Annotated in this window: 17 protein-coding genes; 6 read left to right on the top strand and 11 right to left on the bottom strand. The window is 69.1% G+C overall.

Annotated features, from left to right (window positions below; genetic code table 11):
• Positions 1 to 330 precede the first annotated feature (330 nt).
• On the bottom strand, positions 331 to 936 hold the full coding sequence (locus ABD893_RS13435) for a flavin reductase family protein (RefSeq protein ID WP_345081149.1): 606 nt from the start codon (positions 934 to 936) through the stop codon (positions 331 to 333).
• Positions 937 to 1,187: 251 nt separating this feature from the next.
• Between ABD893_RS13435 and ABD893_RS13430 the strand changes: the two genes are divergently transcribed.
• Positions 1,188 to 2,021, top strand: a complete 834-nt coding sequence (locus ABD893_RS13430) for a hypothetical protein (RefSeq protein WP_345081146.1) — start codon at positions 1,188 to 1,190, stop codon at positions 2,019 to 2,021.
• Positions 2,022 to 2,028: 7 nt separating this feature from the next.
• Here the strand turns inward: ABD893_RS13430 and ABD893_RS13425 are convergent, their stop codons facing one another.
• From ABD893_RS13425 to ABD893_RS13415, 3 genes are all read right to left on the bottom strand, one after another.
• Positions 2,029 to 3,450 carry an MFS transporter gene (locus tag ABD893_RS13425; protein WP_345081142.1) on the bottom strand — a complete coding sequence of 474 codons (1,422 nt, stop codon included), beginning with the start codon at positions 3,448 to 3,450 and terminating at the stop codon, positions 2,029 to 2,031.
• Positions 3,443 to 3,931 (bottom strand): MarR family winged helix-turn-helix transcriptional regulator, encoded by a 489-nt coding sequence (locus ABD893_RS13420; protein WP_345081138.1) that lies wholly within the window; start codon positions 3,929 to 3,931, stop codon positions 3,443 to 3,445. The genes ABD893_RS13425 and ABD893_RS13420 overlap by 8 nt, the downstream gene beginning before the upstream one ends.
• 87 nt (positions 3,932 to 4,018) lie before the next feature.
• Positions 4,019 to 4,588 carry a DUF421 domain-containing protein gene (locus tag ABD893_RS13415; RefSeq protein WP_345081135.1) on the bottom strand — a complete coding sequence of 190 codons (570 nt, stop codon included), beginning with the start codon at positions 4,586 to 4,588 and terminating at the stop codon, positions 4,019 to 4,021.
• 267 nt (positions 4,589 to 4,855) lie between these two features.
• Here ABD893_RS13415 and ABD893_RS13410 point away from each other — a divergent pair, with 267 nt between their 5' ends.
• The 3 genes from ABD893_RS13410 (at position 4,856) to ABD893_RS13400 (ending at position 7,139) form a co-directional block, all read left to right on the top strand.
• Positions 4,856 to 5,506, top strand: coding sequence for a VOC family protein (locus ABD893_RS13410; RefSeq protein WP_345081132.1), 651 nt, complete (start codon positions 4,856 to 4,858; stop codon positions 5,504 to 5,506).
• A gap of 23 nt (positions 5,507 to 5,529) precedes the next feature.
• Positions 5,530 to 6,252 carry a GNAT family N-acetyltransferase gene (locus ABD893_RS13405; RefSeq protein ID WP_345081129.1) on the top strand — a complete coding sequence of 241 codons (723 nt, stop codon included), beginning with the start codon at positions 5,530 to 5,532 and terminating at the stop codon, positions 6,250 to 6,252.
• A gap of 170 nt (positions 6,253 to 6,422) precedes the next feature.
• Positions 6,423 to 7,139, top strand: coding sequence for an NINE protein (locus ABD893_RS13400; protein WP_345081126.1), 717 nt, complete (start codon positions 6,423 to 6,425; stop codon positions 7,137 to 7,139).
• 25 nt (positions 7,140 to 7,164) lie between these two features.
• Here ABD893_RS13400 and ABD893_RS13395 read toward each other — a convergent pair whose 3' ends face one another.
• Complete coding sequence (locus ABD893_RS13395) at positions 7,165 to 7,938, bottom strand: pyrimidine reductase family protein (RefSeq protein WP_345081124.1); 774 nt, start codon at positions 7,936 to 7,938, stop codon at positions 7,165 to 7,167.
• Between the two features lie 28 nt (positions 7,939 to 7,966).
• Positions 7,967 to 8,281: an MGMT family protein gene (locus ABD893_RS13390; protein ID WP_345081121.1), complete on the bottom strand. Its 315-nt coding sequence runs from the start codon at positions 8,279 to 8,281 to the stop codon at positions 7,967 to 7,969.
• A gap of 421 nt (positions 8,282 to 8,702) precedes the next feature.
• Between ABD893_RS13390 and ABD893_RS13385 the strand changes: the two genes are divergently transcribed.
• Entirely contained in the window at positions 8,703 to 9,233 is a 531-nt protein-coding gene (locus ABD893_RS13385) for a Dps family protein (protein WP_345081118.1), read from the top strand.
• 106 nt (positions 9,234 to 9,339) lie between these two features.
• Here the strand turns inward: ABD893_RS13385 and ABD893_RS13380 are convergent, their stop codons facing one another.
• Genes ABD893_RS13380 through ABD893_RS13365 form a run of 4 tightly spaced genes read right to left on the bottom strand, consistent with a single transcriptional unit; the run spans position 9,340 to position 14,967 of the window.
• Entirely contained in the window at positions 9,340 to 11,763 is a 2,424-nt protein-coding gene (locus tag ABD893_RS13380) for a TIM-barrel domain-containing protein (RefSeq protein ID WP_345081115.1), read from the bottom strand.
• 7 nt (positions 11,764 to 11,770) lie between these two features.
• Positions 11,771 to 12,589: a carbohydrate ABC transporter permease gene (locus ABD893_RS13375; protein WP_345081112.1), complete on the bottom strand. Its 819-nt coding sequence runs from the start codon at positions 12,587 to 12,589 to the stop codon at positions 11,771 to 11,773.
• Positions 12,589 to 13,542: a carbohydrate ABC transporter permease gene (locus ABD893_RS13370; RefSeq protein WP_345081109.1), complete on the bottom strand. Its 954-nt coding sequence runs from the start codon at positions 13,540 to 13,542 to the stop codon at positions 12,589 to 12,591. The genes ABD893_RS13375 and ABD893_RS13370 overlap by 1 nt, the downstream gene beginning before the upstream one ends.
• Positions 13,543 to 13,590: 48 nt before the next feature.
• Positions 13,591 to 14,967: an ABC transporter substrate-binding protein gene (locus ABD893_RS13365; RefSeq protein WP_345081106.1), complete on the bottom strand. Its 1,377-nt coding sequence runs from the start codon at positions 14,965 to 14,967 to the stop codon at positions 13,591 to 13,593.
• A gap of 164 nt (positions 14,968 to 15,131) precedes the next feature.
• Here ABD893_RS13365 and ABD893_RS13360 point away from each other — a divergent pair, with 164 nt between their 5' ends.
• Positions 15,132 to 16,148, top strand: coding sequence for a LacI family DNA-binding transcriptional regulator (locus tag ABD893_RS13360; RefSeq protein WP_345081103.1), 1,017 nt, complete (start codon positions 15,132 to 15,134; stop codon positions 16,146 to 16,148).
• A 16-nt stretch (positions 16,149 to 16,164) separates the two neighbouring features.
• On the opposite strand, the gene ABD893_RS13355 is transcribed toward ABD893_RS13360, so the two are convergent.
• Positions 16,165 to 17,568, bottom strand: coding sequence for an FAD-binding oxidoreductase (locus tag ABD893_RS13355; RefSeq protein WP_425548382.1), 1,404 nt, complete (start codon positions 17,566 to 17,568; stop codon positions 16,165 to 16,167).
• Positions 17,569 to 17,649 lie beyond the last annotated feature (81 nt).

The following is a 17,649-nucleotide window of genomic DNA, read 5'->3' as shown; positions in this document are numbered from 1 at the left end:
TCCTGCGGTCGTCGGCTCCTGCGGTCGTCAGGACCCAGGGGGAGTCGTCGAAGATCTGCTCAGCGCCACGCCTGACGGCCCGACAGGCCTTCCGTACGATGACCCGATGACGACCAGCCCCGACGGCACCAGCGAGGACCAGACATGAGCGCAGCCTGGCCAGGCATCCTCGATCCCGACGTGCTGAACCCGAGCCTCGATCCCGTGCGCTCCCGGCCCGTGCTCGTCGAGGACGGTTTCGTCTGAGCCCGCAGATTCTGAGCGTCTCCAGTTCTCCGCAGCTGCCTTCTCCGCAGCGCCAGCGCGTCATCGGCCGCGCCTCCGGGGACCTCAGTCCGGCCGGCGCATGTCGAATCGCTGCCCCTCGTCGATCCCGAAGTACGCGGTCGGCCCGCCGCCGCGCAGCACCGGCTGCGCCGCGGCCGTGTCGTAGATCCCCTCCACCAGCAGCGACTCCTCGATATGGACGCCCACGACCTCGCCGACCACGAACCAGGAACCGGACGCGTCCCCAGCGGCTGTCTGCAGGTCGACGATCTGGGTGACCCGGCATTCGAAGTTCACCGGAGACGCCGCCACCCGGGGCGCCGCGATCTCACTCGAGGCGGCGGCCGTGAGCCCCGCGGCGTCGAACTCGTCGACTCCGGCGGTGGTCGCGGAGGTGTTCATCTGCTCGGCCAGAGGGCGCGAGACCAGGTTCCAGGTGAACTCACCCGTGGCCTCGCAGTTGGCGACCGTGTCCTTCCAGGCGTTGCTGGAGAACCCGACCAGGGGCGGGACATAGTTCAGCGCGTTGAAGAACGAGTACGGCGCGAGGTTCCGTCGGCCGTCCGCGTCCAGCGTGCCGATCCAGCCGATCGGTCTCGGCCCCACGATCGCATTGAACGGGTTGTGGGGCAGGCGGTGACCCTCGGAGGGCCGATAGAAGTGGGTCATCCACTCATTGTGTCCCGCGACCGAGCCTGGAGCGAGGCTCGACGCCATCGCGGCTGTGACGCGCCTCATCGGGCCCGTCACCGCAGGCCACGGCGAGATCCGAGGCGCTCCCCGGCAGCTGTGAGGACATCCGTGGCGAGTTCTGACGCTGGTTGGCCAGGGTGGGACTCATGGCTTCCCCTGTGCGTCACTCCGCTCGTCCTTCCGCTGCTGGACCCGACTCGCAGGACCCGCCCTCGCAGTCCCCTCCCGTGCAGACCCCTTCTTCGCAGACCCCGGACGGCGAGCCAGATCTGCAGGTCAAGAAGCTTTCCCCGGTGGGCCTGATCGCCAGTGGGGCGGCGGCGGCCACCTCGACAGTCATCGGCGGCCAGCTGGGCATCGCAGGCACCGTGGTCGGAGCCGCACTCACCTCGGTGGTCTCCGCCACGGCGCTCGCCTTCTACACCGACTCGGTGAACAGGAGCACGCAGAAGCTCAAGGACGTCGCCGCACGGGGTCGCCAGCGCCCCCAGGCGAACCAGAAGAACGGAGTCCACACCTCCCGGACAGCCGCCCGACGCGACGACCCCGCGGACCCCGAGAGCACTCCCGGCGCGCTCGACGGCAGCGACGATGCACCCTCCGAGGCGTCCTCCGAGACTCCCTCCGACGCTCCGTCCACCCGGCGTCGGATCGTGAAGATCTCGCTCCTGGCCGCCGTGATCGCCCTGATCGGCATCGGCGCGGTCTTCGGCATCCAGAAGCTGACCGGCACCGAGCTGTCCCCGGGCACCGGGCAGATCCAGCGATCGGTCACCGGCTCCGACGCGGTCTCACCGCGTGAGGACTCCTCCTCGACGGACGACGGTCTGGACCGGCCGGGCGACTCCGAACCGGGCGACTCAGAGCAGCGCGACTCCGAGCTGGGCGAGGATCTGGCCCCGGCCACCGAGGTGCCGGAGGATTCCGGCGAAGGGGCCGGCACGCAGGAGGGCGACGGTGCCAGGACAGACCAGGGCGGCACGTCGAGCGACCCGGCCGAGGCTCCGAACGACCAGCCCACCCCGCTCCCGGGACAGGATGGCGGCGGGGGCGGGCGGTGACTGCCGCCTACGCCTCCCGGCCCGCCTGAGCTCCGCCGACCCGCGCTGCCGCATGGGTGAGCACGTGGTTGACCAGGAGCGCGATCAGCACCACCGCGCAGGCCGCGGCGCTGATCAGCAGGGCCAGGTCGATGCCCGCAGCGGTGGGATGCAGATCCGGAGCCATGTGGGTGGCGAGGACAGCACCGGAGATGGCGCTGCCGAACGCGCCGCCGACGGTGCGCAGCACCTGGTTGAAGCTCACCGCACTGCCCAGCTCCTGGGCGGCGACGCGGCGGGCGATCAGGGACGGCATCGCGGCGTAGGTCGCACCGGTGCCCACCCCGAACAGGAACATCCCCAGCAGGATCTCCCACAGGGTGCTGTGCGCGAGATACAGCAGCAACGAGGAACCGGTGACGATCGCGGCACCGAGGGGGAGGAAGGTGGGCAGGTGGATTCGCCGGGCGATGACGTGCATCAGGCGGTTCGCCAGGAAGCTGCCCACCGAGAGCGGGAACATGACGAACCCGGCCCAGAACACGGGCAGCGCGATGCCGTAGTCGGTCGAGGCGGGGGCCTGGGCGATGAGGCTGCCGATCGAGAGACCCATATACATCACGGTGCCCAGGCCGATCGCGGTCGCGTTCGCGAGCAGCACCTCGGGGTTCTTCAGCACCCGCAGGTTGATCAGCGGATGCTCCACCCGCAGCTCCACGACCACCCAGGCGGCGAGCACCACGACCGCGAGGGCGAAGGCGGCCAGGGTCGGCAGGGAGGTCCAGCCCCAGTTCGGGCCCTCGCTGACCCCCAGCAGGATCCCGCCCACGCCCAGGCCCATCAGGATCGCCCCGAGCAGGTCGAAGGGGCTGCGAGGGGCGAGCTCGTCGGGCCCGGAGGGGACCGTGCGGAGCACCACCACGATGGCGCTGAGTACGAACGTGGCGGCGAACCAGAAGGCGATGCGGTAGTCGAAGGTGCCGGCGATGATGCCGGTCAGCGGGTAGCCGATCCCGATTCCGGTGGAGACCGTGACCGACAGGCTCGAGATCCCCGGCCCGCTCTTCTCGGCGGGGAGGTACCGGCGGGCCAGCGCGATCGTGATCGGCACGATGCCGTAGGAGAGGCCCTGCATCCCGCGGCCGACGAGGAAGAGCCCGAAGGTGGGGGCGAGTGCGGCGAGGATCGAGCCGGCCAAGATGATCGACAGCGCGATCACCAGGATCTGCTTCTTGTGCGGACCGTCGGCCAGGCGCCCCAGCACGGGCGTGGCGATAGCTCCCACCAGCAGGTTCACGGTGAGCATCCACTGCGCGGAGCCGACGCTGATCCCGAAGACCTCCGCGATCGTCGGCACCAGCAGCATGCCCAGCGAGCTGACGATCGCCGTGCACAGGGCCGCATAGATCAGGACCGGCAGCAGGCGGGTGCTCTCGCGGCGCTCAGACATCAGTGCGCTCCGCGGTGCCTTCCACGCTGCGCTCGCCAGAGAACGTGCGCTCGCCGGAAAGTGTGCGCTCACCGGTGAGCGCACGCAGCGCCGGGAGGGCGGTGCGGAGGGCGGCGCGCTCCTCATCGTCCAGTCGTTCGGTGAGGGCGCCATCCAGCCAGGCCTGTCCAGCGGCGCGGTCGGCGGCGAGACGCTGGCGGCCCGCAGCGGTGATCGACACCCAGATGCGCCGACGATCCACCTCATCAGGGGTGCGCTCGATCAGCTGCGCGGAGTCCATCTCGCGCAGCGCCGCGGTGACGGCCTGCGGGGTGATCTGCTGAGAGGCCGCGAGCTCGGAGGCCGTGGTGGGCCCCTGCTCGATCAGCTGGGCGAGGATCCCGGATTTGCCGAGCGACATCGTGCGGGCGGCGTTCAGGCGACGGAACAGCGGGCGCATGGCCTCGCGGAGCTCCTGGGCAAGGGTGGGATCGGAAAGCACCGAGAAATCGTACAAGCAGGTTGATCAATCTGCTTGATCACTGTGGGGGATTCCTCGCCGGCCCGACGCCGTGCTCGGCAGCTGCGCTCATCCCGCGAGCAGTCGCCCTGGGATCTCCTCGCGGCCGTCGACCCCTGCCACCAGCGCCGCATCGATCGTGTGCCCCTGCCGCACGATGGTGAGCGTGCCGCGGTTCTCGAGGATCACCAGCTCCACCTGCTCAAGGTTCAGCACCCCGGAGATGCGCAGGCGGTTCAGCAGGTCCGGCTCGGAGAGGCGGCGTCGGCGCAGCGCGCTGGCCACCGTGCGACCGCCGACCATCACGACCGTGGGTCGGCGGAGAGCGCCGAACGAGCGAGCACGTCCCGTGCGCCGCAGCGTGCCCATCAGCCACTCCAGGAGCATCAGCGTGTTCAACACGATCAGCGCCGCGAGCAGGGTGGGGGATTCGCCGAGCGTTGCCCGGGCGGTGACGCCGCCGATCACGGCGAGCACCACGAAGCTGCCCACGGTCGGGTTCGCCATCAGGCGCTGCCCGGAGATCTGCACGAGCAGGGAGAAGAACGCGTACAGCGCCACGGCGGCGAGGGTCACCCCCAATGCACCGCTCCAGCTGATACCCAGATAGTCCCGCCAGATGAGATTCCAGTCGATCATCCGTCCATTGTCGTCGGCCTGCCGAGCCGACGGATCGGCGGTGCCACCGAATGCGGTGCACTCCCGCGGCTGTGAGGGTCTCGGGTGTTCTCCGTGAGACAGTCGTCGCCCGCGAAGTGTGCGTCTGCGCGGCGCGGGACCGAAGAAGCCAGGTAACGTCGGCACCAACACTGGCGGTGCCCACTCCTGCTGAGCCCACCGCCTCGCGCACTCCTCGGCATCCCGAGATCCTGACCCTTCCCGCCCGACCCTCCCTAAGGAGAGCTCATGAGCGTTCCCCACCTGCTCGACCACATCGTCATAGCCGGCCCCGACCTGGCCGAGATCGTGGAATGGTTCCGCGAACTGACCGGCGTCACCGCCGCCCCCGGCGGCACCCACCCCACCGGCACCGCCAACGCCCTGGTGGCCCTCGCCGTGAACGGCGAGCCACGCCCGCACTACCTCGAGCTGATCGGTCCGGACCCGGAGCGGGAGGGCGAGGAGCTGCCGAAGACCTTCAGCATCAACCGGCTGAAGAAGCCCACCCTGATCACCTACGCCGTCCACCCCCAGGGCATCGACCAGGTCGTCGAGCGCGCCCGCGCCGCCGGCTTCGACCCCGGCGACGTCGAGGAGCTCTCCCGCACCACCGCCGACGGCACCGAGCTGCAGTGGCGGCTCACCCAGGCCGCGGCCCCGCGCAACTACGGCGTGCCGTTCCTGATCGACTGGGGCACCACGGATCACCCGGGCCTGGGCGAGCTGCCCTCGATCGAGCTGGTCTCCTTCGAGCGCATCGAGGTCAACCCCGGCCCGCAGCAGAAGTCCACCGACGCACTCGGCCTCGGCGACGGCGTCGCCGAGATCCGCAAGGCTCAGGGCTCCCGTTTCGTGCTCCAGCTGCGCACCGAGGACGGCACCGAGATCACGATCTGAGGCGACCGGCTCAGGTTTCATTGGTGACCACTCTGCTGCCCGCTACCCTGCACGCCCTTCATGAGATGTGGGCGGGCAGGTTGGGTGTGCACCCCTCGGTGTTCGAGCGGGAGCAGACCGTCTATCGGGACTGGCCCGGAGCGTCGGCGGCAGTCATGGTCCGAGCTGGCTGGACCGTCGTGATCGGCGCTCCGGAGCCAGCGCTCACCCGCCTACGGGAGCTCTCACGGGATCATGTCCAGCAGCCGAAATCTCTGATGGCTGCACTCAGCGATCTCAGCCCCCAGCTGCTCGGCCCGGCGTGTCTGGCCTACGCGGACGCAGACACGCTGAATCTCGGCGCGATCTCGCAGGTCCACCGTGCCTCGCGCCACGAACTCGACATGGTGCTCGCCCTGTGCCGGGGAGGGGATCGTGAGGAGAGCGGTCTGGAAGAGATGACGCAGTGGTGGGTCGCTACCGACCACGACGGGGAGCCGGTTGCTGCCGCTGGCTATGAGACCTGGGATGAGCGTGTCGCCCACCTCGGGGTTCTGGTCGCGCCGCGCAACCGCGGGACCGGTCGCGGTGCCGAGGTGGCATCGGCGGCGATCACGCACGCGCTCGAGGCCGGGCTGGTCCCGCAGTGGCGCAGCGCCGTGTCGAATGAGCAGTCGCTGCAGCTGGGCCGACACCTTGGGTTCGTTCCTCACGGCGAACAGGTCACTCTGCTCCTCTCCGGAGGAGGCGGGCCATCTGCGCGATGAATACGGCGAGGAGTCCCCTTCGAACGTAGCCAAGGGGACACGACCACCCCCGGTGGGCGTGCCCCCCGCCGCTGTGGGAAGCTCGGGTACTGCCCGACCTCCCGCAGCGCCCGCGCAGCGGCGCCCGTCGGCCGTCGATCCCGCATGAACCCGCACCGCCAGGAGACCCGATGCCCCGCACGGAGACGTACGACCCGACCTCCGCGCTGGTGCTCTCCATCCTGCTCGGCTATCTCGGCATCGACCGGTTCTACATCGGGCACCCGATCCGTGGCCTGCTGAAGCTCCTCACGATCGGCGGGCTGGGGATCTGGTGGCTGATCGACATCGTGCTGCGCGCCGGTGACCTGCGCCGCGCCCGCCGCGCAGTTCGCACCGCACCCGTACAGCCGGCGCCCGCACCCGCGCCCACCACGAGTCCGAGCGCGACTGCGGGGGAGCGGGTGCCGCCGGCTCCTGCCGGGATGGCCATCGAGCCGCCGGCCCGCACCTCGATGATGACGGAGGTGGTGGGCGAGCATCTGCGGTCCGGCGCCTTCGCGCACCTGCTGGAGGGTGAGCCGCAGAACGGCTCCTACCTGAAGGTCGAGCGCATTGCCGCACTCAGCCTCGACCCGGAGAATCCGGACGACCCGGGCCTCGCGGTCTCGGTATGGATCCAGGGGCGGCACGTCGGCTTCCTCGCCCGCCAGAACGCGAGCCGTTACGCGCCGCTGCTGACCGGCATGGCCGAGCGCGGTCAGCATCTGAGTCTGCATGCCGCGATCGCAGGACGCTACGACCGGCGCCAGCAGCGCTGGACGGTCGACGTCAGCCTCGAACTTCCAGAGCCCGAGCTGATCCTGCCCGGGTCACCGCCCCGCGAGAGCGGTTCCGCAGGCCACTGACAGGCCACTGACCCGCCCAGCGGGCTCAGGCCGTGACGCCCTGTGCGTCCGGACCGGCGTCGGCTCTCTTCGTATACCGCAGCAGCAGCTCGTCGCCGCCGCGCAGCACGCCGGCGAGCTCCATCGCCGTGGGCGCCGACTGCGGCGCCTGCGTGACGCGCATGGCCGTTCCCGCCTCGAGGGTCGGGGCGAGGGTGAGGCAGAGCTCGTCCACGACGCCCGCCTCCAGGAACGCGCCGAACAGCGTGGGCCCGCCCTCGGAATGGATGCGCGTGTGACCCCGCGCCTCGAGCTGGGCACGGACCACGGCGGGATCCACCACCGTCTCGCCCGCGTCCACGATCTCCGCCACCTCGGACAGGGCCGCCCGGCGGTCCGCAGGAGCATCGCTGACGGTGAACAGCAGCGGCGTCACCGGGGCGTCGGTGAAGATCGGCGAGGCCGGATCGAGATCCAGGCGCCGCGTCACGAGAGCGAAGACGGGCTGCGGCGCCAGGCCCTGCTCCACCCGCCAGCGCTCCGCCTCCGCGGGCAGCCGCATCGCGCCGTAGCCCTCGGCGCGCGCGGTCCCCGCCCCGAGGAGCACGACGTCCGCCCAGCGCCGCAGCAGCTCGAAGACCCGGTGATCGGCCTCATCGCCGAGGCCGCCGGAGAGCCCGTCGCGGGTGACGGCGCCGTCGAGACTGGAGATGAAGTTCATCCGCAGCCAGGGGCCGACGGGCGGCGCGTAGAGCTCCAGCAGCTGCTCATCGGTGAGGTCCGCGTTCGGGCTGGGCCAGAGCGACTGGATCGAGGTCATGGGGTGACTCCTGTCAGGCGGGGGATGCTCAGGCCAGGGGCTGCGAGGGTTGCGGGGGAGCGGGGTGGGGCTGGCGCAGCGCGCGCAGGTTCACTCGGTTCCCGCGGAAGGGAACATGCTCCTTCGCGAGCAGGGACGGGGCGGTCCCGCCGTGGCAGGTCGCGGGAGTCCCGTCAGCGCGGAGGATCCGCCACCAGGGGATGGACTCGGAGATGGCGCCGACGATCCGGCCCACCTGACGCGGGTGCAGGTCGGTCGCGAAGGCGATCTCGCCATAGGTCATCACGCTGCCCGCCGGGATGGTGAGGGCGACAGCGCGGACAGCGGCGGCGGAATCCTCCACGGCACCATCCCTTCCACGACCTTCTCCATGGCTGCAGAGCATCCCGACCAGGGATTGGCCGCAGCAGGCTCCTCCTGGAACTGTATGCCCACCGCGGCGCCCACGGACTGCGTGATCCCCGAGTCAGCCTTACCGCCGCGGTGCGGGTTGGTGGGGCCGACGCCCGCTCCACCCTCGCCCTTGACGTCCACACGGGCCACGAGCACCACGACAGAGCCCCGTTCCGTCGGCCCGTCGGTCTTTCCTCTGAGCGCCGGCGCCGGATTGGCGGGGTCGCAGCCCTCCTTCGCCCCGGGTCTACCGTTCGGCCCGGTTTCTTGCTGTCCCGTCCCGTGCTCCATAACGTGGAGGGCAGTTCGGGCAGTTCCCCGACATGAGCGATTCATCGACCTGATCCACCTGTCCACCTGGAGGAGTTCCCATGAACGACACCGTCAAGGTCCCCACCCCCGCCGGCGCGAAGCGCACGAAGAAGGAGAACGCCGAGAGCGGCTTCCTCGCCCCCGCAGCTCTCGCCAAGAATCTCCAGGCCGTCCTCGTGGACCTCACCGCGCTGCACCTGGTGGGCAAGCAGGCGCACTGGAACATCGTGGGACCGAACTTCCGCGACCTGCATCTGAATCTCGATGAGGTCGTCGCCATCGCCCGCGAGAGCGGCGACCAGGTCGCCGAGCGCATGCGTGCCCTCCACGCCACCCCCGATGCCCGCCCGGCCGTCGTCGCCGAGCAGAGCTCGCTGCCCGAGTTCCCGCAGGGCGAGGTGCTCACCCACGACGCGATCGACCTCGTGGTCGCGGCGATCGAGAGCGTCGTGGGCACCATGCGCTCCGTCCACGACGAGGTCGACGAGGCCGACCCCACCTCGGCGGACATCCTGCACGGCATCCTCGAGCAGCTCGAGCAGCAGGCCTGGTTCATCAGCGCGGAGACCCGCACCCCGAAGACGAGCTGACGCCGTAGCCTGCGGTGATCGGGCCGGGTTGCTCGACGAAGCAGCTCGGCCCGGAGCCCGTCGGGCGCTCTGCCGGCACGCTCCTCCAGTCCCTCCGGTCACCCCGTCACTCCGCGAAGAGGATCTCCTGCATCGCGGAGATCAGCTCGGGGGAGGCGATGTTGTAGTCGTGGACGAGCGGGGAGTGCCCGCTCGGCACCACTCCAGCCGCGCTCCAGGTCGCCGCCGCCCCGATCCCGAGATCTTCCACGGAGCGCAGCAGCGTCTCCTTCAGCCCGAACCCGATCTGCGCCTCATCCAGCAGCTCGGTCACCTGCCCGAGCACATCATTCGCTCCCGTGGTCCGGAAACCTCCGGAGCGGAGCTCGATGTCACCGGTGCTGCCGGGCAGATCCACCTCGACCAGCAGCCCTCCCTCCTCCGGGCGCACCTCGGCCGGCCCGGCCGGCCCCGCCAGATCCGCGAAAGCAGAGCTGTCGAAACCGAGCAGCCGCAGGCTGAGCCTCCGTTCCGGCCCGAATCCGGCGCCGTCGCTCGTGATGCGCAGGGAGCCCGCCTTGATGTCGAGCGCGAACTCGGTGCAGGTCCAGCGGCCCTCCTCGGGCTCCTCCCAGAGCGCGAAGCTGCGGCTCTCCCCGGCGGCGACGAGCACCTCGAGGGCGGGCATCCGGGCCTGGGACCAGGGGTCATCGAGCTCAGTCGCGAGCGGGAGGATGCCTCCAGCGCGCAGCAGCACGGGAATGCTGCTCAGGTCCCGGTGCAGGCGCAGGGTGCGCCCGCCGCGGTAAGCGAGCCCAGTGCGGATATCGACCCAGCGCCCTGCGGGCAGATGCACCTCGACCGCGCCGCGTCCTGTGTCCTGCGCAGCGGGACGGGTGATCGGGGCGACCAGCAGCTCGGAGCCGAAGGAGTACTGATCCAAATGGTCGTAGGCCGCCGGGGAGTGGTCCACGAAGTACGTCGGCTCCACCAGCGAGCGTCCCTCTACATGGGCCCGCCGGTTCATCGCATGCAGGTAAGGCAGCAGCCGATGCCGGAGTCGAAGGTGGTCAGCCATCGTGGCCTCGGCTGCCGTGCCGAAGCGCCAGGGCTCCTTCCCGCTGAAGGAGGAGTTGCTCGAGTGCAAGCGCATGATCGGCGAGAACACCCCGAACTGGACCCAGCGCGCGGCGAGCTCATCATCCCGGTAACCCTCCATATGGCCGCCGATGTCATGGCTCCACCAGCCGTAGCCGATGTTCGCCCCGGCCGCGGTGAAACGCGGCTGGAAAGCGAGGGAATCCCAGGTCGTGACCGTGTCCCCGGAGAATCCGATCGGGTAGCGATGGGAGCCCGGCCCGGCGTAGCGGGAGAACGTGAGGGGACGCCGATCCTCACGAGCACTGTCCTCGAAATGCCCATGGTTCAGCACCCACAGCGGATCCAGACCTGCCCGCCGCGAGTACGGACCCGACTGCCAGTCGACCCACCAGAAGTCCGTGCCCTGCTGCTCGAGATCCCGATGCAGCACCTCGAAGTACGCGCTCATGAAGGCCGGGTCGGCGGCATCGAAAGCGATCGGCTCGCCGTCCGCCTCCCGCCCGAGCGCCCGGCACATCGCGGGATAGGCCTCCTCGAAGGCGCGGACACCGTCGGCCGGATGGACATTGAGGGTGACGGCCAGCCCGCGCTCGTGCAGCTCCTGCTGGAAGCGCGCCGGATCGGGGAAGAGCTCCCGATTCCAGGTGTAGCCCGTCCAGCCCGAGCCATGCTTCGGATCCACCTCGGTCAGGTGCCAGTCCATGTCGATCACCGCGACCGAGAGCGGGACCTGCTCGTCGCTGAAACGGTCCATGAGCTGGAGGTAGGACTCTTCGCTGTAGCGGTGGAAGCGCGACCACCAGTTGCCCAGCGCGAAGTGGGGCAGCAGCGGCTGGGGACCGCTGAGCGCGTGAAAGTCCTGCATCGCGCCGATGTGGTCGTGGCCGGCGACGAAGAGGTACAGGTCCAGCGTCCCAGGAGCGGCGTCGCGCGGCTGCAGGGCCCCGTCGGCGTCGAACACCATCGACTCGGAGTCGTCCAGCAGTGCATAGCCGTAGCGGGAGTTCACCCCGGTCTCCAATGGGATCGCCCCGTCGGCCTCATCGAGGGTGCGGGCGGCCCCGCCGAGGTTCCCGTCCAAGATCCGCGTGGGCTCCCCGCGGCGCCGGCCCTCCTGATGGGCCGGCAGGGACAGATCCTGCCCGTACCGCCACACCGAGTGATAGGCGGAGATGTTCCCGGTGACCTGGACCTGCAGGCCGTTGGTCGAGAACGGGCCCTCGTCATACTCCAGCCGGTAATGCTCGGAGACCACGCTCAGCCGGCCTCCCTCGCGGGTGGCCCGTACCGGCTGCGGTGCCAGGTCGCGGTGGATCGCGAAGGTGGAGGGACGGTCCTCGAACCGCCCCTTCGGGGACCACTCCAGTCGCACCACACGGGGTGCGACCGGGGTGATCCGGTAGTGCTCGCCGCGGAGCGTGCCGTCGGTCTCGAGCGCGGACTGGGTCATAGGTGCCTCATCCCTTGACTGCTGCGCTCGCCGCACCGGCGATGAAGCGCTTCTGGAAGATCATGTAGACGATCAGCACCGGCAGGATCGACAGGGTGGTCGCGGCGAACAGCCCGCCGAAGTCCGTCGAGTAGCGCCCGCTGAAGGTGGTGAGCCCGACGGCGAGGACCTGCTTCGCGTCGTCGTCGATCATCAGGTAGGGCCACAGGTAGTCCTCCCAGACCCACAGGAACTGGAAGATCGCCAGCGCGCTGATCGAATTGGTGCTCATCGGGATCACGATGCGGTGGAAGATGTACAGCTCGGAGGCACCGTCCATGCGGGCCGCCTCGAGGATCTCGTCGGGGATGCCGTCCATCGACTGCTTCATCATGAAGATGCCGAATCCGCTGAACACGGCAGGGATGATCAGCGACGCCCAGGAGCCCTTGAGGCCCACGTCGGCGAACATCGTGTACCGCGGGATGATCGTGACCGCCCAGGGGATCATCATCGTGGACAGCACGAAACCGAACAGCAGCCCGCGCCCCCGGAAGACGTACTTGCCGAGCACGTAACCGGCCAGCACGCTGGTGTACAGCGAGATCGCGGTGATGGTCGTGGAGAGCACCACGGAGTTCGCGAACAGCCGCAGGAAGTCGAAGTTCTCCTGGATGTTCAGGAAGTTCTCGAAGGTCCATTCCCGCGGGAAGAACGTCTGATCCAGTGCGCGGATCTCGCTGTTGGGCTTGAAAGCGCTCAGCAGCATCCACACGAACGGGAACACCGTGATGACGCCGATGACAATCAGCCCGACGTGGAGGATGAGGTGCGGAAGGCGGCGCATCAGGAGTCCTTCCTCTGACGATCGGCCCGGCGGGGCAGGCGCATCCCCGACAGGGCGAACGAGAGCGCGGTGAGCAGGGCGGTGGCGAGGAACAGCGCGAAGGCGACCGCCGAGGCGTAGCCGAAGTTGTACTTCACGAAGGCCTCGTCATAGATGAGGTATGAGATCAGGAAGGTGGAGGAGCCGGGGCCGCCCTTGGTGAGCACCAGCACCTGGATGAACGCCTGCAGGTAGGAGATCAAGGAGGTGATCACCACGAAGATCGTCATCGGTCGCAGCAACGGGAAGGTGACGAACCAGAACCGCTTCCACGCACCGGCCCCATCCATCTGGGCCGCTTCCATGACGTCCTCCGGCAGCGAGTACAGCCCGGCGAGGAACAGGATGACGGCGTAGCCGAAGTCCTTCCAGATCGTCATCGTCATGATGGCGGGCAGCGCGAAGGTGGTGTCGAACAGCCAGTTGACGTCCAGGCCCAGGAAGGAGTTGATCGCTCCGACCTGCGGGTCGTACATCATCTTCCAGACGTAGGCCACGGCCACCAGCGGGGTCACCGTGGGCATGTAGAACACGGCACGGAACAACGTCTTGAACCGGGTGGCCTTCGAGAAGATCGCCAGCGCGAGCGCCAGGCCGATCACCACCCGGGCCACGATCACCACCACGCCGAAGGCGGTGGTGTTGGTGAGCGAGCGCAGCAGCCGAGGATCCGTGAACATGCGCGCATAGTTCTCGAGGCCGACGGGATCGTAGACCCCGCTGAGGGGGTTCCAATTGTGGAAGCTGCCGGCGAACGCGATCCCGACCGGGATCACCAGCAGCAGGAGGTTGAAGGCGATCAGGGCCAGGACGACGGTGTTGCGCAGCGGCGCCTCGCCCTTGTAGACGATCTTCCGGCGGCGACGCAGCGGTGGGTCAGTGGTGGGGGCGGTGGCAGTGGCAGTGGTGTGCATGAGGTCCTCCGAGCGGGGCCCGACGCAGCGGTCGGGCCCCGCATCAGGTCAGTGGGAGGGCTGGTAGAACGCGTACTTGTCCTCGACGGCGACGAAGTCGGCGGAGGACAGATCGGTCTCGATCGCGGCCTGGGCGGCGGCGATCGCGTCCGCGGGGGCGACCCCGTTGTAGAGGATGTCCTCCCACATGGTGGTGGCGTTCTCCTCGATGGTGGCGGGCATCGGCCCGGGCCAGATGTAGCGCTCCAGGTTCTCGGCGAGCGAGGAGAGCTGGGGGTTCTCCGCGATCTCGGGAGCCTCCGCGAGCGGCCCGTACATCGGGAACACGTGGTAGTTCAGGCACAGGGCCTTGAGGTTCTCCTCGCTGGTGAGGAAGAACGTGAGGAAGTCCTGGGCCACGGCCTTCGCGGCATCGTCGGCGTTCTTGCTGATCCCGATCGTGGATTCACCGTTGTAGCGGTCCAGTGCATAGGGCTCCTCGCCCGTGACGGGAACCGGGGTGGGGAAGGTGGCATAGGGGAGGTCCGGGAAGTCCGCCGCGAGGGTGCCGCCCAGGTGGGTCCAGGAGTAGGTCATCGCGGTCTGTCCCTGGCCGAAGGAGTCGCCGGCCGAGGTGCCGAAGTCCTTCGAGCCCACCTTGTCGATGTCGTAGAGGCCCTGGAAGAAGGCGACCGCATCGGTCATCGCGTCGGTCGCGAAGGTCGGGGTGATCTGGTCCTCGGCGAAGAGGTTCTGGCCCTGCTGGTACGGCATCCCCGGGGTGAAGGCGCTGAACTGGGCGTTGAAGTTGAAGCCCGCCTGGGTGAAGTTCTCGCCCTCGCTGATCGTGAGCTTCTTGGCGACCTCACGCAGCTGGTCCCAGGTCTTCGGGATGTCCGCGTCGGTGAGGCCGGCGGCCTCCCACATGTCGGTGTTGTAGTAGATGACCCCGGACATCAGGCCGTAGTCGACGTAGTAGACCTTCCCGTCGATGACGTGAGCGTCCACGGCGGTGTAGTCCTCCGAGAGCTGCGCGATATCGAGGTCGTACGGCTCGAGGTAGGGGAAGAGGTTGGTGTGGTAGCTGTTGTGGATGTTGAAGATGGCGGGGTTCCCGCTGTCCTTCAGCGCCAGCGGCAGCTTGGTCCAGTAGTCCTCCCAGGGCTGCTTGACGATCTTCAGCTCCACGTTGGTGTGGATCGCGGTGTAAGCCTCGGCGAAGGCACCGAAGATCTCGTCCCCATCCCACAGCCACCACTCCAGGGTGATCGGCTCGCCGTCGTTGACGAGGTGGTTGGGGTCGTAGGTGAGGGCTGCGCCCTGGACCGGATGACCGCTGGGGGCGGTCTCGAGGGCCGCGGGGCCGTCGGAGGAACAGCCGGCGAGACCGGCTGCGCCGACCACCCCGAGGGCTGCTGTCGACAGGAATGAACGTCGGCTGAACATGGTCCACCATCCTTGCTGGATTTCAGGGAGTCGTGAGTGGTGCAGGTCGTCCAACGCTCGTGATCAGCATCGATGCAACGTTTAGCGTTAAACTGCGGATAGAGTAGCGCACGCTGATGCCGACGGCAACCAGGTGATCGCGACGGAATGAGAAGGAGGGGCCCATGACCACGCTGGCTGATGTCGCGGCGAAAGCCGGGGTGAGCATGATGACCGTGTCCAATGTGCTCGCCGGGAAGACCAAGAAGGTCTCGGCCAAGACGGCGGAGCGCGTGATGGCCGCGGTGGAGTCCACCGGCTATGTCCCCAGCGGCGCCGCCAGAGCCCTCTCACGCCGGCGCTCGCGGATCGTGGCGCTGATCGTGAACGGGGACGGCGACGTGATGACCTCGACCCACGATGCCCGCTACGTCGGCGAGCTCTCCCGCGTGCTGCAGAAGCACGGCTACGTCTCGATGCTGATCACCGCCACCGACCTGCAGGAGACGGTCGTCAGCCTCCGCTCCTGGAACGTCGAGGGCGCGATCGTGATCAACACGCTGCTCACCGAGGTCGAACGACTTCGCGGCGGGCATGACGTGCCGATGCTCTTCTCCGACAACTACACCGCCGTGCCCGGCACCCTCACCGTGCATGCCGACGACTTCGCCGGCGGCAGGCTGGCCGCCGAGCACCTGCTGGAGAACGGGCACCGCCACGCGCTCTTCCTCGGCCCGATCCGCGAAGTCACCAGCGTCGACGATGAACGGTGGCGAGGCTTCCGCGCCGGCTTCGCCCAGGCCGGACTGCCCGCCCCCGAGGCGATGCCCGCCCTCACCGAGACCACTGTTGGTGCCGGGATCGCCGCCGCACAGGAGGTCCTCGCGCTCATCCCCCGACCCACCGCCGTGTTCTGCTCGGCCGACGACCTCGCCGCCGGACTGCTCCACGGCCTGACCGCGGCCGGGGCCCGGGTCCCCGAGGACATCTCCGTGATCGGCTTCGACGGATTCGACATCAGCCAGGTCACCTCCCCGGTCCTGACCACCATCGGGCAGGACATCTCCGTGAAGGCCGAGCAGAGCGTGGACCTGCTGCTCGCCGCGCTCGACGAAGGGGTCGACGCCGCGACGGCGCAGCACCCGGGGCCGGTCGCCGTCAGACTCATGCCGGGGAGGTCCGTGGGTCCGGCGCGAGAGTGAGCGGGCGGTCTCTCCTCTACGGCGCCACGTTGTAATTTCCCCGGAACAGGTTCCCCGGGTCGTAGCGCTGCTTGACCCGCTGCAGCTGGCGGTAGGTCTCTTCACCGTAGATGTGGCGCGAGATGTCGGCGACGGGGTGGGTGTGCTCGCGGGCCCGGAAATTCACGTACTCGCCGTGCTCGCTGAGCTGCTCCATCACCGCGCGAGCCCGCTCGGCGAAGGCAGTCAGAGGTGCGTCCTCGCCCTCCTCCTGCCAGAAGCCGTAGATCGTCATCCAGAACCGCGCGGTGCGGTTCGGGAAGGCGGTGGACTCCTCGGGCACGCGCGCAAAGGCGCCGCCGAGGTGGTGGATGTCCACGGCGGTGCCCCGCCCGGGAATCGCTGCGGCGATCGAGGTGAGCGCATCCAGCGCATCCTCATCCATCCGGGAGAAGGCCACATTGCGCCAGAACCCGCGTGACCCCGTCGGAAACAGATCATCCATGGCGCTCTGCCATCGCGGCCAGTCGATCACGCCGGAGGTCTGGTCATCGGGCGGGGCGGCTCGGCGCAGACGGTCCAGCAGCAGGTTCCCCGCCTTCACGTCGTCGCCCACGTAGGCGCAGCGGATCATCAGCCACGCCTCGTCGCCCATCCCCAGGTGCTCGGGCATGACCATCATCGTGAGGATCGTGGTGAGCGTATCGGGCAGGCCGCGGCTCCAGCGCTCGAAGGCTGCGAGCGCTCGGCGCCAGCGGGCGGGCTGGTAGAACAGGGTCACCCCGAGCATCGGGTCGGGGAGGCGCACCGCCCGGAAGGTGAAAGAGGTGACCACGCCGAAGTTGCCGCCACCCCCGCGCAGCCCCCAGAACAGGTCCGGGTTCTCGGTGGCGCTCGCGGTGAGCTGCTCGCCGGCCGCGGTGATCACCTCGGCGCGCTCCAGCCGGTCCAGCGTCAGCCCTGCCCGGCGGGCCAGCCAGCCCACCCCGCCGCCGAGCGTCATCCCGGCGATCCCGGGCGTGGAGACCGTCCCCAGCGGTACCGCCAGGTGGTGAGGGGCGGTCGCGGCGTCGACGTCGCCGGTCCGAGCCCCGGGCTCAACCGTCACCAGGCGGGTCTCGGGATCCACGTGCACGGCGCGCAGAGCGCCGAGGTCCAGCACGATCCCGTCGTCCACGGTCCCCAGGCCTGCGATGCTGTGCCCGCCGCCGCGCACCGCGAGCGGCAGCCCGGTCTCGCGGGCGGCCTCGAGCGCCGGGACCACATCGGCCACAGAGGCGGCGCGGACGATGGCCAGCGGGTACCGGTCGATCATCCCGTTCCACACCGCGCGGGCCTCGTCGTACGCCTCATCACCGGCTTCGAGGAAGGTGCCGTCGATACGGTCGCGCAGCCGCAGCAGAGCGGGCCTCGCCTCAGGAACCGGATATCCCTCGATCATCATCGCTGCCAGAGCTCCCTGCACCCGCCGTGGACTGCATGAATACTGCTTCCGACGGTACCCCCGTCGGCGGGGCGGAGC

The organism is Brachybacterium paraconglomeratum, assembly GCF_039541415.1.
GTDB lineage: Bacteria > Actinomycetota > Actinomycetes > Actinomycetales > Dermabacteraceae > Brachybacterium > Brachybacterium paraconglomeratum_A.
Note: the sequence above shows the minus strand (reverse complement) of the source record. Positions and strands in the feature narration are given on the sequence as shown.

Bases quoted from the DNA above. Each gene is read 5' to 3' on its own strand.
- ABD893_RS13415 (WP_345081135.1), bottom strand. From the start codon at position 4,588: ATGATCGACTGGAATCTCATCTGGCGGGACTATCTGGGTATCAGCTGG.
- ABD893_RS13435 (WP_345081149.1), bottom strand. From the start codon at position 936: ATGACCCACTTCTATCGGCCCTCCGAGGGTCACCGCCTGCCCCACAAC.
- ABD893_RS13375 (WP_345081112.1), bottom strand. From the start codon at position 12,589: ATGCGCCGCCTTCCGCACCTCATCCTCCACGTCGGGCTGATTGTCATC.
- ABD893_RS13365 (WP_345081106.1), bottom strand. From the start codon at position 14,967: ATGTTCAGCCGACGTTCATTCCTGTCGACAGCAGCCCTCGGGGTGGTC.
- ABD893_RS13410 (WP_345081132.1), top strand. From the start codon at position 4,856: ATGAGCGTTCCCCACCTGCTCGACCACATCGTCATAGCCGGCCCCGAC.
- ABD893_RS13360 (WP_345081103.1), top strand. From the start codon at position 15,132: ATGACCACGCTGGCTGATGTCGCGGCGAAAGCCGGGGTGAGCATGATG.
- ABD893_RS13425 (WP_345081142.1), bottom strand. From the start codon at position 3,450: ATGTCTGAGCGCCGCGAGAGCACCCGCCTGCTGCCGGTCCTGATCTAT.
- ABD893_RS13385 (WP_345081118.1), top strand. From the start codon at position 8,703: ATGAACGACACCGTCAAGGTCCCCACCCCCGCCGGCGCGAAGCGCACG.
- ABD893_RS13395 (WP_345081124.1), bottom strand. From the start codon at position 7,938: ATGACCTCGATCCAGTCGCTCTGGCCCAGCCCGAACGCGGACCTCACC.
- ABD893_RS13370 (WP_345081109.1), bottom strand. From the start codon at position 13,542: ATGCACACCACTGCCACTGCCACCGCCCCCACCACTGACCCACCGCTG.
- ABD893_RS13400 (WP_345081126.1), top strand. From the start codon at position 6,423: ATGCCCCGCACGGAGACGTACGACCCGACCTCCGCGCTGGTGCTCTCC.
- ABD893_RS13380 (WP_345081115.1), bottom strand. From the start codon at position 11,763: ATGACCCAGTCCGCGCTCGAGACCGACGGCACGCTCCGCGGCGAGCAC.
- ABD893_RS13355 (WP_425548382.1), bottom strand. From the start codon at position 17,568: ATGATCGAGGGATATCCGGTTCCTGAGGCGAGGCCCGCTCTGCTGCGG.